General features: G+C 70.2%; 17 protein-coding genes. 3 read left to right on the forward strand and 14 right to left on the reverse strand.

The window, feature by feature from the left end; translation table 11 throughout:
- Positions 1-837, reverse strand: a complete 837-nt coding sequence (locus tag HNQ07_RS01710) for a helix-turn-helix transcriptional regulator (protein WP_184109162.1) — start codon at positions 835-837, stop codon at positions 1-3.
- A gap of 81 nt (positions 838-918) precedes the next feature.
- Between HNQ07_RS01710 and HNQ07_RS01715 the strand changes: the two genes are divergently transcribed.
- Entirely contained in the window at positions 919-1,728 is an 810-nt protein-coding gene (locus tag HNQ07_RS01715; protein WP_184109163.1) for a MerR family transcriptional regulator, read from the forward strand.
- A gap of 3 nt (positions 1,729-1,731) precedes the next feature.
- On the opposite strand, the gene HNQ07_RS01720 is transcribed toward HNQ07_RS01715, so the two are convergent.
- From HNQ07_RS01720 to HNQ07_RS01730, 3 genes are all read right to left on the reverse strand, one after another.
- Positions 1,732-2,427: an amino acid ABC transporter permease gene (locus HNQ07_RS01720; protein WP_184109164.1), complete on the reverse strand. Its 696-nt coding sequence runs from the start codon at positions 2,425-2,427 to the stop codon at positions 1,732-1,734.
- Between the two features lie 213 nt (positions 2,428-2,640).
- Entirely contained in the window at positions 2,641-2,895 is a 255-nt protein-coding gene (locus HNQ07_RS01725; RefSeq protein WP_184109165.1) for a hypothetical protein, read from the reverse strand.
- A 10-nt stretch (positions 2,896-2,905) separates the two neighbouring features.
- On the reverse strand, positions 2,906-3,664 hold the full coding sequence (locus HNQ07_RS01730) for an ABC transporter substrate-binding protein (protein WP_184109166.1): 759 nt from the start codon (positions 3,662-3,664) through the stop codon (positions 2,906-2,908).
- A 35-nt stretch (positions 3,665-3,699) separates the two neighbouring features.
- On the opposite strand from HNQ07_RS01730, the gene HNQ07_RS01735 reads away from it, so the two are divergent.
- The gene (locus HNQ07_RS01735) at positions 3,700-4,158 is read left to right on the forward strand and encodes a peroxiredoxin family protein (RefSeq protein WP_184109167.1); all 459 of its coding nucleotides are present in this window, start codon (positions 3,700-3,702) and stop codon (positions 4,156-4,158) included.
- Here the strand turns inward: HNQ07_RS01735 and HNQ07_RS01740 are convergent.
- Together HNQ07_RS01740 and HNQ07_RS01745 are read right to left on the reverse strand one after the other, a co-directional pair.
- The gene (locus tag HNQ07_RS01740) at positions 4,155-5,318 is read right to left on the reverse strand and encodes a permease prefix domain 1-containing protein (protein WP_184109168.1); all 1,164 of its coding nucleotides are present in this window, start codon (positions 5,316-5,318) and stop codon (positions 4,155-4,157) included. The genes HNQ07_RS01735 and HNQ07_RS01740 overlap by 4 nt on opposite strands.
- Positions 5,315-5,644, reverse strand: a complete 330-nt coding sequence (locus HNQ07_RS01745) for a PadR family transcriptional regulator (protein WP_184109169.1) — start codon at positions 5,642-5,644, stop codon at positions 5,315-5,317. Before HNQ07_RS01745 ends, HNQ07_RS01740 begins: the two co-directional genes overlap by 4 nt.
- A gap of 171 nt (positions 5,645-5,815) precedes the next feature.
- Here HNQ07_RS01745 and HNQ07_RS01750 point away from each other — a divergent pair, with 171 nt between their 5' ends.
- Entirely contained in the window at positions 5,816-6,466 is a 651-nt protein-coding gene (locus HNQ07_RS01750; protein ID WP_184109170.1) for a hypothetical protein, read from the forward strand.
- A gap of 45 nt (positions 6,467-6,511) precedes the next feature.
- On the opposite strand, the gene HNQ07_RS01755 is transcribed toward HNQ07_RS01750, so the two are convergent.
- The 8 genes from HNQ07_RS01755 to HNQ07_RS01790 all read right to left on the reverse strand — a co-directional run bounded on the left by HNQ07_RS01755 (position 6,512) and on the right by HNQ07_RS01790 (position 15,360).
- Complete coding sequence (locus HNQ07_RS01755) at positions 6,512-7,651, reverse strand: NAD(P)/FAD-dependent oxidoreductase (RefSeq protein WP_184109171.1); 1,140 nt, start codon at positions 7,649-7,651, stop codon at positions 6,512-6,514.
- A 216-nt stretch (positions 7,652-7,867) separates the two neighbouring features.
- Positions 7,868-8,572 (reverse strand): transporter substrate-binding domain-containing protein, encoded by a 705-nt coding sequence (locus tag HNQ07_RS01760; protein WP_184109172.1) that lies wholly within the window; start codon positions 8,570-8,572, stop codon positions 7,868-7,870.
- A gap of 184 nt (positions 8,573-8,756) precedes the next feature.
- Complete coding sequence (locus HNQ07_RS01765; RefSeq protein WP_221274666.1) at positions 8,757-9,590, reverse strand: ABC transporter permease; 834 nt, start codon at positions 9,588-9,590, stop codon at positions 8,757-8,759.
- Positions 9,587-10,573, reverse strand: a complete 987-nt coding sequence (locus HNQ07_RS01770; RefSeq protein ID WP_184109173.1) for an ABC transporter ATP-binding protein — start codon at positions 10,571-10,573, stop codon at positions 9,587-9,589. The genes HNQ07_RS01765 and HNQ07_RS01770 overlap by 4 nt, the downstream gene beginning before the upstream one ends.
- A gap of 2 nt (positions 10,574-10,575) precedes the next feature.
- The gene (locus HNQ07_RS01775; RefSeq protein WP_184109174.1) at positions 10,576-11,454 is read right to left on the reverse strand and encodes a substrate-binding periplasmic protein; all 879 of its coding nucleotides are present in this window, start codon (positions 11,452-11,454) and stop codon (positions 10,576-10,578) included.
- 86 nt (positions 11,455-11,540) lie between these two features.
- Complete coding sequence (locus HNQ07_RS01780) at positions 11,541-13,211, reverse strand: PQQ-dependent dehydrogenase, methanol/ethanol family (RefSeq protein ID WP_184109175.1); 1,671 nt, start codon at positions 13,209-13,211, stop codon at positions 11,541-11,543.
- A 106-nt stretch (positions 13,212-13,317) separates the two neighbouring features.
- Complete coding sequence (locus HNQ07_RS01785; protein ID WP_184109176.1) at positions 13,318-13,890, reverse strand: Rieske (2Fe-2S) protein; 573 nt, start codon at positions 13,888-13,890, stop codon at positions 13,318-13,320.
- A gap of 306 nt (positions 13,891-14,196) precedes the next feature.
- Positions 14,197-15,360, reverse strand: coding sequence for an MFS transporter (locus tag HNQ07_RS01790; RefSeq protein ID WP_229831787.1), 1,164 nt, complete (start codon positions 15,358-15,360; stop codon positions 14,197-14,199).
- Between the last annotated feature and the right edge of the window lie 55 nt (positions 15,361-15,415).

Consider the following 15,415-nt stretch of genomic DNA (forward strand, 5'->3'; position numbering starts at 1 on the left):
TCAGCGGCGCCGCACGTACGCGCCCGGCGTGAGGCCCACCACGCGCCGGAACACCCGCGTGAGGTGACTCTGGTCCGCGAAGCCCGCGCGGGTCGCGGCGCCCGCCACGCTCTCGCCGGTGTCCAGCAGGGTGCGGGCCAGGCGCACCCGCGCCGCCATCTGGTACGTGTGGGGCGGCGCGCCGACCGACCGCATGAAGGACCGGCTCAGGTGCGATGGGCTCAGGCCCACGCCGGCCGCGAGTTCCGACAGGCTCACATTCAACTCGGGCTGGGCGTCCAGCCGGGCGCGCACCGACTGCACCGCCGACAGTTCCATGCCCGGCGATGGGCGTGCGCGGTGATCCGCGTGCCGGGCGAGCACGTCGATGGCTGCGCGCAGCAGCGTCTCACGCGCGAGCACGCCCGCCTCCGGAGCGAGCAGCGCCCGGTGCGCCCGGCGCAGCGCGGCGGTCAGGGCGGCGTCCGTCATCACGTCGCTCCGGAAGCCCAGCAGCGCGCGCCCATCCGGACCGACCACCCACTCCGGGTGCAGGTACAGCACGCGGTACGCCCAGCCGTCGGGCGTGAGCGGCTCGCCGGTGTGCACCTCGCCGGGCAGCACCGCCGCCACCTCGCCCGCCGCCGCGCGCACCTGCGCGCCCCGGTAGCGGTAGCCCTCCACGCCCCCCTCGATCAGCGCCACCGCCAGCGAGTCGTGCGCGTGGGGCAGGTAGCGGTGCGTCACGAAGCGTGCAGAGAGCAGTTCCACGCCCGGTAGCTCCGCCGGCCGCGTGAACACCGCCCGCTCCTGCCGGCCCAGGGGCAGGCCGTCCAGCACGGGCGGGGGCGCGCTCACGCGGTCGAGCATACCCCCGGCCTGCAACCGGCCGGGCCGCAGGCTTGACCCTCACGCCGCGTCAGGCCGTACGCTGCCCGCATGGAGGCCACGGTTCCCACACCGCACCCCGCGCACTGGACGGTCGGTGAGGTCGCTGCCCTCACGCGGGTGAGTGTCCGCACGCTGCACCACTACGACAGTGTCGGGCTGCTGCGGCCCTCCGGTCGCAGCGAGGGCAACTACCGCCAGTACACGGCGGCGGACCTGGCGCGGCTGTGGCGCATCCTCGCGTACCGCGACCTGGGCTTCTCGCTCGCGGAGATCGCGGGCCTGCTGGACGCGGGCGGCGCGGGCGAGCTGGCGGCGCTGCGGACCCAGGCGGCGCTGCTGCGGACCCAGGCCGAGCAGGTGCACCGCCGCCTCGCGCAGGTCGAGGTCTTCATCCGGGCCGCCGAGCGCGGCGAGGGAGTGCCCATCATGACGAACGACGACATCAAGCAGGTCTTCGGCGGCTTCGACCCCGAGACCTACGAGCCCGAGGTGCAGGAGCGCTGGGGCGACACCGACGCCTACCGCCAGAGCCGGGCGCGCACCGCCCGCTACACGAAAGCCGACTGGGAGGCCGTCCGGGCCGAGATGGACGCGGTCACGGCGGCGTATGTGGCCCTGCTGGACGCCGGCACGCCCCCGGACAGCCCGGCCGCGCAGGCTGTGGCCGCGCGCCACCACGCGCACATCGACACCCGCTACTACGACGCGCCGCCGGCCATGATGCGCGGCCTGGCGCAGATGTGGGTGCAGGACGAGCGCTTTACCCGGACCATCGACCGCGCCCGCTCTGGCCTCGCCGCGTACCAGAGCGCGGCCGTGACCGCGTGGGCCGACGCGCAGGAGCGCCCCCAGCCCTGATGTTCAGATCACGCGGCGGTCCGGCAGCGTCTGCCCGCGTCCCAGGCGGCGCTCCAGCGCCCGCACCCCGCGCGTCAGGGTGAAGGTCAGCAGGAAGTACACCAGCGCCAGCACGGCGTAGACCTCGAACTGGCGGTACGTGGCGTTGGTGATGTAGCGGCCCTGGCTGAACAGTTCCTGGAGCGTCACGGCGCTCGCCAGCGAACTGCCCAGGATCAGCGACACGAACTCGTTGCCCAGCGCGGGCAGCGCCACCCGCCACGCCTGCGGCAGCACCACGTACCTCAGCGCCTGCGTGCGGCTCAGGCCCAGGCTGCGTGCGGCCTCGGTCTGCCCGGCCGGCACGCTGCCCAGGCCGCCGCGCACGATCTCGGAGGTGTACGCCGCCGAGTACAGGCCCAGCGCCAGCACCGCCGCCGGAAAGCCCTCCAATGTCACGCCCAGCGCCGGCAGGCCGTAGTACACGACCGACAGCAGCACGATCAGCGGAATGCCGCGCACGACCTCGACGTACGCGTTGCCCAGCGCTCCCAGCAGCGGCACCCGGAAGACCCGCACCACGCCCAGCAGCGTGCCCACCACCACCGATACCAGCAGTGCGCACGCACTCACCGCCAGCGTGAGGCCCAGCCCCGAGAGCAGCAGCCGCGGGTAATCGCCCGCCAGAATCGTCCGGAACCCCGTGAGCAGATCGCTCATGGACGACGCTGGTGGGCTAAAGGCGGACCCGGCAGGATCGGCGGCGGAGCAGAGCAGAGCGCGCCCGGGAGCAGCGCCGGTCTGGAGGGACGGACCGGCCCGCCGATTCTTCCCCGGCATGCCCTGGCGTCGCGGCGGGTCGGCATCATGCGCCGGTCAGTCTACGCCGCCCCAGAACCACGGTCGCCGGCCTGCCCAGCCCACACCGGCGGGTCACTCGCGGTCTTTCACGTACTCGTCGTGCACCATCTTCAGCAGTTCCAGCCGGGTCGCGCCGGGAAAGCGGCGGCGGCGGGCCGTGACCGCCCGCTCCAGCGCGCCCCGGTTCCCGCGCGTCATGAGCAGGATACGTTCCTCCCACTGCCGCTCCTGCCCCCCGGTCCGCGGCGACGACCCACCTGCGCGGGACGCCCGCATGACCGCGTACACGGCCAGGGCGGCGCCCGCGATCACCAGCAGCGTCAGCACCCGCGCGGCCTTACTTCTGCACGATCCACTTGTTCAGCAGCGCCTGGTACTCGCCGCTCGCCCTTAGCCGGGCCAGCGTCTTGTTGGCGGCCGCCGCCAGATTGCTTCCCTTGGCGAAGACCATGCCGTAATCCTCGGCCGCCAGGTCCGCGCCGGCCTTGTCGAACTGCCCCGGCAGCCGCTTCTTCAGGTCGTCCACCGTCGGCGCGTCCCCGATCAGCGCGGCGACGCGGCCCGCGCGCACGTCCGCCAGTCCGGCCGCGAAATCGTCGTACACCTTCAGGGTCGCGCCCTTGGGCTTGAGCATGTCGTTCGCCGTGAACTGCCCGGTCGTGTTCGCCTGCACGCCGATGGTCTTGCCCTTCACGTCCGCCGGCCACGCGAACTTGCCGGGATTGCCGCTCCGGACGATGAACACCTGCGCCGAGCGGTAGTACGGCGCGCTGAACGCCACCACCTTCGCCCGCTCCGGGGTGATCGTGATGCCGCTCATGGCCATGTCCACCCGCCCGGACGTCACGGACTGCGGCATCAGCGCCCCGAAGCCGACCGCGCGCACCTCCAGCCGCACGCCCAGGTCCTTGGCCACCGCCCGCGCGATGTCGATGTCGAAGCCCTGGATCTGGCCATCCGCGCCCTTGAACTCGAACGGCGCGAAGGTCGGGTCGGTGCCCAGCACCAGCACGCCCTTCTTCTTCACGTCGGCCACCGACGCCGCCAGCGACACGGACGAGACCACCAGCACCGACAGCATCAGGGAACGCTTCATGCCCGACAGGATACGGTGCGCGTAGCGTGGACGGCATGGACTGGCCCGCCCCCACCGATTTCGTGCACAGCGACCCCGTGTCCCCGCCGACCACGTGGACGCGGCCCGGCCTGGTCATGGTCTTCAACCTCGAATGCCCCGGCTGCGTGTCGCGCGGCATTCCCTTCCTGAAGCGCCTGCACGCCGAATACAGCGACGCCGTGACCCTGCTCGCCGTACACACCAGCCACGGCCACCGCCTGCTGCCGCGCGAGGACGTCGAGCCGACCCTGGTGAAGTTTGCCCGTGACTACGCGAAGCTCCCGTTCCCGGTTGCCCTCGACACCAGTGGCGACCTTGCCCGCGCGTGGCACATCGAGGGCACGCCCCACTGGTTCGCGTTCGCGCCCGGGGGCGAGGTGATCCGCAGCGTGTACGGCAGCCAGGAGAACGCCCAGACCAGACTCCAGTACCTGCTGGAGGAATGGACCGGGCGCAGCGGGGGAGAGGGTTAGCGGGCGTCGGAGGTGGCCTGAGCCGGGACGAAGATGCCAGCCCGCAGGTCACTCAGGGGAATGTTGGTGACTCGGACGAGGAGGGCACTGATGCGTCCGCCCGAGGAGTAGGGGCCGAGCTGATCTAGGCTGGGCACGAACCTTACCCTCTCTGGGAGATGCTCGAGCATCACGGTGCCGTCTGATGCGACGGGCGAAAACAACGTGACGTAATTGTTCCCCGCCCGTTTGAGGACGGCCATGACTACCTCGCCGGGTCTCAGATCGGTCTGAACGCGTTGAGTGGTAACCTGAGATGCGTCATCCCAGGTGCTGTAAGTGCTGAGTGTCACGCTGGTTCCCTCAGCGGCTGGCGTGCCGACGAGCGTACTGACCAACTCCAGCCCGAAGCCGTTGTAGAAGTTTTGCCCAATATTCTGGGCGGCGGTGCCGAAATTGATTCGGAGGCTACCGACGTTCAGTGCGGGTTGCTGATATCCGCTGAGAGAGACTGCCTTGGGAAGGGCTGACGTCATCAGCGATGATGCCAGGGGGGACGCATAGTAATACCGCTGCTTATCTACTGTGAAGTAGGTGTCGATGGTAAACCAACTTGCACCCGGATAGCTGACCTTCAGGCGACCATCCTTGAGGATTGTTGCTTTTCCTCCCTGTGCTTGTACGACCTTTTGCAGGTCAGTGTGCCCCATGAAGACGCCTCTCAGCGGCTGGCTGGAGCGGTAGCAGGTAATCCCGTCCTTCTGACTGATGATTTGCAGATCGGGATCTGTAGGTTTTGTCCCGCGGAGACATTGGGGTTTGGCGGGCACTTCCAGAAGAACTGGCAGGTCGATTTTGGCACCATTCCCTCCGCCCGCCAGCGCATACAGACCAGCGCTGAGTCCAAGGGCGAGGGTTCCGGCGGCAATCACTAGTTTGGGCATGGTGTAGACCCTCGCCATGCCCAGGGTCACGCGGGCAGGTGGCCCCAGTTCGCGGATCGCCTGGGTCATGGCCTGAGTGGGAGAGAGGCCCAGGAATGTCAGATGGTCCGCGCGCGTCAGGAGATGTTCTTCGAGCTCGTCCCACAGCTCCTGACGGCGCCCGTCGGGCAGCCCCCAGGTCGCGCGGCGCAGGTACGTGGTCAGCGCACGAGGCTCAGTCGCGGTGTGCGCGGTCACGCGCCATTCCCGCCGAGCTGGTGGACGGCGCCGGTGAAGGCGGCGAACTCCTGGCGTTTGGCGGCCAGGGACTGGCGGCCCAGATCGGTGATCGCGTAGTACTTGCGCGGTTTGCCGTTGCGGCCGGTTTCACCGTACTGCGCGGCGAGCAGTCCATCGGCTTCGAGGCGGTGCAGCGCTGGATAGAGGCTGCCCTCCTTGAAGTCGAAGTAGCCGCCGGTGCGGTCTTTGGCAGCCTGGATGATGGCGAAGCCGTAGAGGGGGGTGTGTTCGAGGAGGGTGAGGAGGATCAGGTCGAGGTTGCCGCGCAGCAGGTCGGGGTTCATGGAGGCTCCGTGGGGTGGGGCGTCGGCCCTGTGGCGTCCCGCAGGGGTGCAGCCCATCCATAGCTATGTCTGTCTACATAGTTCGCCTGAGTAGGTGTTTTGTCAAGCCCAGTCTGCCTATGGAGGTGGTCGGTGTGGCCGGTCGTGGCAGCATGGCGTGTGCTCCCGTGGATGCTCGAAGCCCCGCAGGTGAAGCTGTCCGCAGACGCCATCCGCGACTTTGAGGCGGTGTGGGCAAGCCGCGACGTCTCCGGTTTGCCCTCCGGCATGCCCTGCTGGCTGTTCCTGCGCTGGCTGGAGAACCAGGACGTGCTCTTCCACGGTTCTCAGGGCGGTGGGCTGGACGTGCTGACTCCGCAGGTCAGGGACTACCGGCAGCCGGATGACTTCAGCAACCGCACGGGCGTGTACGCGTCCTCAGACGGGCTGTGGGCCATGATGTACGCCCTGCGCGGCCCGAAGGTCACCGGGATGATAGACATGGGCCTGCGCCTGCGCGAGGGGCACGGCTGGTCACCGATGCGCTACTTCATATCCCTGAGCGCAGCGACGCCGCTCACGGCGGACGGGCGCGCGCTGCTCGCTCCCGGCACCGTGTATGTCGTCCCGCGCGACAGCTTCGAGCCCTCCCCGCCGTACCGTCATCCCGGCCTGGGTGACGTGCAGGAAGCACACTGGGTCCATTCGGGTTCTGTGCGCCCCGTCATGGCCATACCCGTCGGGCCGCAGGACTTTCCCTTCCCGGTGCGTGTTCACGACGCGGCGAAGATTCGCGTCCGGGCTGCGGCCGATCCCTGGGGCTTTCCCTGGCTGGACGAATAGGAAACGGCCGGGGCTTCGTGCTCCGGCCGTCTTGAATGCCGTGTCTCAGTCGATGCTGACGCGCCAGCGCCACTCGGAGGCGCGCTTCATGACGTGCGCGAGGCCGCCGGTCATGGCGAGCTTCTGGTTCCACGGGAGTTTCATCCAGCCGACCGCCATCAGGCCGCCCAGGCTGACGAACTCGCCCAGGGTGGTGGGCTCGTAGGGTTCCAGGTCCTCGCCGCGCGACAGGCGCATCAGGTTCTTGCCGGTCAGGCGGCCCTGCTGCCCGGCGTGCTGGGCGGTGGTGGGCACGGGCTTGCCCTCCTGGTTCAGGGCCAGGCCCATGTCACCGACCACGTACACGTCGGGGTAGCCCTTCACGCGCAGGTACTCGTCCACGACGATACGGCCGCCGGGGCCCTTCTCGATGCCCTGGCCGCGCACGATGTCGCGCGCCTGGATGCCGCCGGTCCAGATGATCTTGCCGGCGGGAATCACGGTCTGGGTGCCGTCGGCCTGCTGCACCGTCACCGAGTCGGCGGTGGCCTGCATCAGGCGGTGGCCGACCAGGACGTTGATGCCGTATTCCTCGAGGGTCCGCATGGCCTTGCCGCGCAGGGCGTCGTCCAGCACGGGCAGGATCTTGGGGCCGGCCTCGACGAGGTGGATCTGGAAGGGCGGCAGGCCGCGTTCCTTGGTGAGCAGCGCGGCGCGCTGGGCGAGTTCCGTCACGAGTTCCACGCCGGTCAGGCCGGCGCCGCCGACCACGATGTCGCGGTTGCCGTGGTAGTCGCTGCTGTACGCACGGTTGACGAAGTTGAAGATCTCGTCGGCGTCGCTGAGCTGCTTGAGTTCCGTGGCGTTCTCGGACAGCCCCGGGATGCGGTAGAAGTTCGTCACGCTGCCCAGGCCGACGACCAGGGTGTCGTAGGTCAGCACGCGGCCGTCCTTGAGCGTGACTTCCTTGTCGTCGAGGTTCACGTTCTCGACCTGCGCCTGCTCCAGGTGCACGCCGGTGCCCTTGAGCAGCGGCGCGAGCGGCAGGGTCACGCGGGTGTTGTGCGCCGCGGCCTCGTGCAGGCGGGTCTCGAAGGTGTGGTAGGCGTTCTGCTCGATCAGGAGGGTGTCCATGTCGGGCGTGGGCTTGAGTTTTGTGGCCACGGCGAGGCCCGCGTAGCCGGCACCTAGAATCAGGGTCTTCATTCAGCGTCTCCTGTGAACAGATTCACGAGCAATCGTGGTGATGGTCACCGCCCGCAACAATCCGCCGGGATGGCCTCCCGGCTTTCACCGAGTGTACACCTTACAAAAATGGCCCTTGTCCCGCCACCACGTGTCTTGACCAGACGAACCCTTCACGCAGTTCCCCGGTCGGGCACTGATGTCGGGCGCCGCGCCCAGCCCCCGCGTCGGCCCCGGTCAGCGCCCGTTCGGCTGCAGGTTCAGCACGGACGTCACCACCCGCTTGAGGGTGATGGTGTTCTTCCACATGCCCAGCGCCAGCGTCTGGGTGGGCAGGTCACGGACCGGCGTGACCACGCTGCCCGGCACCCGCGCGTGCAGCCACGCCACCTCGTCCGCGAGGCCCAGGACGCTGTCGCGCTCCCCGGATGTCAGCGCCGCGAGCGCAGCGTCCGCCGAGGGCACCGCCACAAAGTCCACGCCGCGCGCGTCCGCCCAGCCGAAGGCGTCGTCCGCTGCCAGCCCCCAGTGGTTGGTCAGCACCGCCAGCCGTTTGGGCGCGGCGGTGGTCGAGAGCTGCGCCCAGCCGCGGCGTGCGTACGGCATCACCTGCATCAGGCCCTGCGTCTCGGCGTTCACCACGATGCCGCCCGCGAGCAGGTCGCACGATTCCGGTCTCACGCCCCAGTCCACCGGGTCTGGCGACGTGCCCCACGCGGGCTGCACGTTCCACCCGACCGGCACGCCCAGACGGCGCGCCACCCGGTCGATCATGGCTGCCTCGCTGCCGGTGGCCGTGGTGCCGTCGCTGCTCACGAAGGGCGGCAGGCTGGGCGGCGCGCACACGTTCAGCACCCCGGCCGCCCGCACCCGCGCCAGCGAGTTGTCCGGCGGCAACTGCCGCAGCCCCAGGTACGCCAGCACGCCCAGCACGATGAACACCGTGCTTCCTGAAGGCCGCCACGGCCGGCGAGAGGGGGGCGGCGCGGGCGGGCGGCTCATCGGGAGTCTGCCTGCATGCGGCTAAGAAACCGATGCGGGCGGACTGGCAGGAGGCGACCGCCTCCACCACAGTCCGCCGTCACCGCGAGCACGTGGGTGTCGGCACCATAGCGTGGACACGGGCTCACCGACGGAACTCCCGGAACGACAGCGTGCACGCCACCACCGTCAGCCCGATCACCACGGCCACGTCCAGGCCCAGGGGATGCTCGTGGTAGTCGATGATGAAGTGGCGCAGCAGGTCGATGGCGTAGGTCAGCGGATTGGCGCGCACCAGCAGCACCAGCCATGGTGGGAACACCTGCTGCTGCTGCTGCACGCTCAGGCTGGGGTCGAGCGGGAACACGCTGCTCGCCAGGAAGTAGAGCGGCAGGATCAGCGCGTTGGAGAATACGCCGAAACCCTCGAAGGACTTGAGCCGCGACGCGATCAGCAGGCCCACCGCCGTGAACGCCAGCGACACCAGGAACATCACGCCCAGCACGCCCGGCAGGATCTGCGGCGGCATGGGCACGTCCACGTACGGCCCCAGCAGCAGCACCAGGCCGCCCTGGAGGGTGGCGACCGTCGCGCCGCCCAGCAGCTTGCCCGCGAAGACCGCGCTGCGCGGCACCGGCGACGCGAACACCTCGCGGAAGAAGCCGAACTGCCGGTCGTAGATCAAGCTGACCGCCGACTGGATGCTGGGGTACAGGATGTTCAGCACCACGACCGCCGGGAAGATGTACTGCATGTACGTGAACGGCACCACGAAGGTCGTCTCGCGCAGGCCGGTCCGGAAGTACGGCGTCAGGCCCACCCCGAAGATGATCACCCACAACAGCGGCCGTGAGAACGCGCCCACCAGCTGCCCGCTCTCGCGCACGCTCCGTTTGACCTCGCGCGCCCAGATGGCGTACAGACACGCGAGGTAGTAGCGCGTTCCGGCCGTGGCGCCGTCGCTGGGGGGCGTGGTCAACGGAACCCCCGGCCGTCGGTGGGGGACACGCGGGCCGGCCCGGGCGCCGCACGCTCCTCGCGCAGCGCGCGGCCGGTCAGGTTCAGGAACACGTCCTCCAGGCTGGCCGCCTGCACGCTCAGGCCTGCCAGACGCGGCAGGTCCGGCGCGATGCGCGCGATCAGCGGGCCGGGATCGGCCACCCGCACCCGCAGGGTGTCGCCGGACGGCCCGGCCACCACGTCCGGCACGCTCGCCGCCAGGTCGGCCCGCAGGTCGTCGGGCACGCCGCGCAGCGTCACGACCATGCCGCCCAGGCGCTCGCGCAGTTCCAGCGGCGTGCCGAAGGCCAGCACCTCGCCCCGGTCGATGACGGCCACCAGATCGGCGTCCTCGGCCTCCTCGATCTGGTGGGTGGTGAGCAGCAGCGACAGCCCGGTCTCGCGGCGCAGCGCGCCCAGGTACGACCACACCGCGCGGCGGCTCTGCACGTCCAGGCCGGTGGTGGGTTCGTCCAGGATCAGCAGGTCCGGGTCGTGCATCACGCCGCGCGCGATCTCCAGGCGGCGCTTCATGCCGCGCGACAGGATGCGTGCGGAGGCGTTCTGCCACTCGCCCAGCTCCACCACGTCCAGCACGTGCTCGGCACGTTCCCGGCGCGCGCGGCCGTTCAGACCGTAGATGCGCCCGTGGAAGTCCAGGTTCTCCAGCACCGTCAGGCGCTCGTCCAGGCTGGGTTCCTGGAAGACCAGACCCAGCCGCCGCCGGACGGCCGCAGCGTGCCGCCGCACGTCCACGCCCGCGACCTCCAGCGTGCCCGTCTGCAGGGGCAGCAGCGTGCTCATCAGCGACACCAGGGTGCTCTTGCCCGCGCCGTTGGGACCCAGCAGCGCGAAGAAACTCCCGCGCGGCACGGAGAAACCCACGCCGCGCAGCGCGTGCACGTCTCCATAGGCGTACCGCACGTCCTGCACGTCGATCACGGTCGGGTTCCCGGCCGTCATCCTCAGTTGTCGTCCCTGAAGCTCTCGGACTGCGGCCGCTTGTCCCCGATGTCCGCGGCCGCGATGCCCGGCCGGTTCAGGCCGTACTTCGTCAGCAGCTTCTGCACCTCGCCGCGCTGGATCAGGCGGGTGAGCGCGCCGTCGATCTGCGTGCGCAGGCTGGGGCGGTCACGCCGCAACCCGTAGATCACATACCACGTCATGTTCGGCAGCCCCACGACCGGCTGCGCGCTCAGACCGGCCTTCTTCAGGTCGGGGACGCGCGGGTACAGCTGCGACGCGAAGGTCATGCCCACCCGCGCCTTGCCGGTCTTCAGGTCATCCACCAGCCGCGCGGCGGTGCCCACCGGCCGGTCCGTGAACTGGCCGCGCCGCGTGGCGTACATGAAGTACGCCGGCAGGCCATTGCGCTCCATGGTCACAGGCATCGTTTTGGGCAACTGGGCCAGGTTCGTCACGGCCTTGTCGTGGCTCACGAACAGGTAACTGACCTTCAGGTACGGCCGCGTGGCGTACATCTGCTCATCGGCGGGGTAGTCGAAGGCGGGCGTGGTGCTGCCCACCAGCCCGGGGTAGATGTCGCAGCGGTGCGCGAACAGCCGCATGAGTTCCGTGCGGTCGAGCGGCTGCGGCGCCGTGTCGATGTCCGGCAGCGGCGTGCGGTGCACGTAGAACTCCGCCTTGCGCCCCAGCGAGCGCGCCACGGCCACCGCCATATCCTGCTCGAACTTCCACATGGGGTTCTGCTGGTCCAGGCAGAACGTCATGGCGCTGCCGCTGCGCAGCGGGCCGACCGTGCTCGTCGGCGAGTTCGGGTCCTGCTGCGCGCCGCCCACGCCGACCAGGGCCAGGGTCGCACCGACCGTGATGAAGCGTTTCATAGTCCTCCAGGGTGAAGTCCGCCCGGCCACGCGAGGAACGTGCGCGCGTGGAGTCGCCCCCACCCGCGCACGCCGTCAGGCCGCTCTCAGTTGACCGCGAAGACCCACAGCACGCCGCCGCGGGGCGTGTCCTTGGTGAGCTGCGCCATCGGGCCGGCCCACAGCGGAATCGCGCCGCCGTAGCCGCTGAACACGGCCACGTACTGCTTGCCGTTCACCGAGTAGCTGATCGGCTGCCCGATCACGCCGGAGTTCGTCTTGAACGACCACAGCTTCTTGCCGCTCTTGGCGTCGAAGGCGATGAAGTCCCGGTCCGCGGTGGTGCCCGTGAACACCAGGCCGCCGGCGGTGGTGAGCACGCCGCCCCACAGCGGGGCCTTGAAGGTCTGGCTCCAGACCTTCTTGCCGGTCGCGGGATCGACCGCCTGGAGGTTGCCGACATAGTTCAGGTTCGGCACGGCGTTCAGTTCGAACTCGGCGCCCACGTAGGCCTCGCCCGCGGCGTACTTGGTCTGGGCGCCCTTAATGGTCATGCACCACTCGTTCGACGGGATGTACATCAGTTTCGTCTGCGGCGAGTACGCGGCCGGGTGCCAGTTCTTGCCACCCAGGAAGCTGGGGCACGAGTTGACCTGCTTGCCGACGTCCGGCCGGTGCTGCGGGTCCCAGATAGGCCGGCCGTTCTTGTCCAGCCCCTTGTAGGCCGTGACGGTCACGTACTTCTCGGCGTTCAGGTACTTCACGCCGCCGCCGGAGCGGTCAAAGCGGTACAGGTAGCCGTTGCGGTGCGCGGTCACGACGCTCGGCACGGATTTGCCGTTCGCCATGGTGTCGATCAGGATCGGCTCGTTCACGCCGTCGTAGTCCCACGCGTCGTTCGGGGAGTACTGGAAGCCCTGCTTGATCTTGCCGCTGTCGGCGTCCACCGCGATCAGGGACGAGCTCCACTTCAGGTCGTCGGTGGGCTTGCGCCGCGGGTCCATCCACGGGCTGGGGTTGCCGGTGCCCCAGTAGATGGTCTTGCTGCCCGCGTCGTACGCGCCGGTCAGCCACGTGGGCGCGCCGCCCTGGGCCTCGCTGCCGTCCGGGTACGAGCCCTTCATGGTGGTGTAGGACTTCCACAGGCTCTTGCCGGTCTTGGGGTCCATGGCTTCCAGGAAGCCGCGCACGCCGTACTCCCCGCCGTGCACGCCGGTCACGAGGTGTCCGTTGGCCATCAGCGGCGCCGACGTGATCGTGTAGCGCTTCTTGTAGTCCTCGATGGTGCGGTCCCAGACGATCTTGCCGGTCTTGGCGTTGAAGGCCAGCAGGTGCGCGTCCAGCGTGCCCATGTACACCATGTCCCCGAACACGGCCACGCCGCGGTTCACCACGTCACAGCACGAGGTGATGTCGTCCGGGAGTTCGCGCTCGTACTTCCACAGCAGGTTGCCGGTCGTGGCGTCCAGCGCGAACAGCTTGTTCATGGGCGCCGACACGAACATCACGCCGTTGTTCACGATGGGCGCGGCCTCGTGCCCCTCGGTCTGCCCGGTGGAGTACGCCCACACCGGCGAGAGCTTCGCGACGTTCGCGGGCGTGATCTTGTCGAGCGCCGAGTAGCCCCAGTTCATCTGGTTGCCGCGCGTCGTGAGCCAGTTGCTCGCTTCGGGCGCGGCCAGACGCGCATTCGTCACGGCCGAGTACGAGCCGACCTGTGCAAACGCGAGTCCCGCGAGCGACACCCCGGCCGCGAGCAGCGCCCCGACGCGGATCATGCCTCCAGCCTTCCGTGGTCCTTTCATGTGTGTCCCCTTTGGCCGGCGCGCTCCGGCCGTGCGTGGTGGAATCCCGGGTCGCCCGGGACGTGGCTGGACGCGTGCGTTACTTCGGGCCGACCTTGCCGGTAAAGCCCGCCTTGGCGACCACCGCGCCGGCCGCGTCCACCTTGATCGGCAGGGCCGGCAGGCGCTTGGGTGCGGGGCCGCCCAGCACGGTGGCGTTGTCGGCCGGGTCGTAGATGCTGCCGTGGCACGTGCAGATGATGTGGCCCTTGCCCTGGCCCAGGCTGCCGATTTCCTTGCTCGGGCAGCCCTGGTGCGTGCACACGCTGGAGTACGCCACGATGTCGCCCGCGGCGTTGGGCTTGCTGCTCGCCTGGAGTTTTCCGCTGGCGACCTTGGTGAGCACCACGCCGCCCTTCATGGCGTCACGGGGCTTCTTGGTGGCAGGATCGACGGCGACGGCCCACACGGCCTCGCCGACCTTGACTTCGGTGGCCTTGACCGGCTTGCCCTTGTTGGGGCCGTCCTGGTGCAGCAGCAGGTCGCCGGCCTTGGCCGGATCGCTGGCGGTCTGGGCGCCGGCGCGGCCACTCACGGCGACCACGCCGGCGGCGGCGCCGGTCATGGCGGTGAGTTTCAGGAAGGTACGGCGGGTGGCACGGGCATCAGTCATGGATGATCTCCGGGGAAGAGCCCTGCGGTGGGGCAGGGTGTCGGGTCTGGCGTCGAGGGTGTGGTTTGTAAGATCGAGGTTCACTGTAGGGACGCCGGGTTGGGAGTGGGTTGGACACCAGCACCCGGGGCGGGTGGAAGTGCGGACCGGGCCGCCCCCGCGCGGGCGCGGGTCCGGCGGACGCACCGCGGCGCGTGCGGCACAGGCACGCGCCAGGACCCGGTGGATGACCCGGGTCTCCAGCAAGGTCCGGCGCAATTCAGGACACGGCGTGACGGTGTTCGGCGGGTCCGGCGGTCGGGACGATCAGCCGCGGCCACCCGCGATCCGCGCGGCGTCTGGCGTGGCGCGCAGCGTCCGCATGGCGAGCGCGCCCAGCAGCGGGCCCACCGCCCAGATCACGAAGATGCCCCGCCATCCCAGCGCGGGCTCCAGCACCGGCACCAGCGCGATGCTCACGGCGGTCAGGGTGAAGCCCAGGGCGAGCTGCGCGGTCATGGCCGTGCCCACGTACGCCGGGTCGGCCACCTCGCTCACGATGGTGCTGAACTGCGCCGAGTCCGCGATGATCCAGAAGCCCCAGAACACGCCGATGCTCAGCACCACGCCCGGCGCGGCGCCCGCCAGCGCGGCCAGCAGCAGCGCGCTGCCCCCGGAGAGCCACATGGCGAGTTCAGTCACGCGGGTGCGGCCCCAGCGGTCGCCGAGCATCCCGCCCACCACGCAGCCCAGCGCCCCCACGCCCACCACCGCGAAGGTCGCCAGGGCCGCGCCGCGCGTCACGTCCGCGCTGCCCGCCGCGCGCAGCACGCCGCCGTAGTACAGCGCGAACCACGTCCACATCGCGTACAGCTCCCACATGTGGCCCAGGTAGCCCAGGGTCGCCAGGGCCGGGCCGCGCGCCGCGAGCGCCCGCCACGCCTGCGCGGGCCGGACGGGCGGCGCGGGCGTGCGGTGCGGCCCTGGTCCCACCAGCGCGGCGACCAGTCCGCCCAGCACCGCCAGCGCGCTGGTCACCGCGATCACCGTGCGCCACTGCGCCCCGCCCAGCCCGTTCACGAGGTGCGGGCTGGCCGACCCGAGCGTCAGCGCGCCCACCATGATGCCCAGCGCCAGGCCGCGCCCGCGCGTGAAGTACGCCGACATGGCCCGCAGCGCCGGCGGGTACACCAGCGCCAGCGCCACGCCCACCAGCGCCCGCAGGGCGAAGGCGGCCGCGCCCGTGTGCGCGCCCAGCAGCGCCGCGTTGGCGGCCCCCGCCGCGACCGCGCCCACCAGGATCAGCACGCGGCTGGGCACCCGGTCCGCGAGGTTCAGCAGGGCGCTGCCCACCGCGCCCGCCACGAAGCCGAGCTGCACCGCCAGCGCCAGCCACGACCCCGCCTGCGGGCTGAGGTGCCACTCGGCGCGCAGTTGCGGCAACACCGCCGCCGCCGAGAACCACGGGGCCATGCTGAGCACCACCGCCACGCCCAGCAGCGTCAGGGCAGTCCACGGCCGCAGGGCCGCGGCGGAGGGCGTGGCC

This window comes from Deinococcus metalli, from assembly GCF_014201805.1.
Classification (GTDB): Bacteria; Deinococcota; Deinococci; order Deinococcales; family Deinococcaceae; genus Deinococcus; species Deinococcus metalli.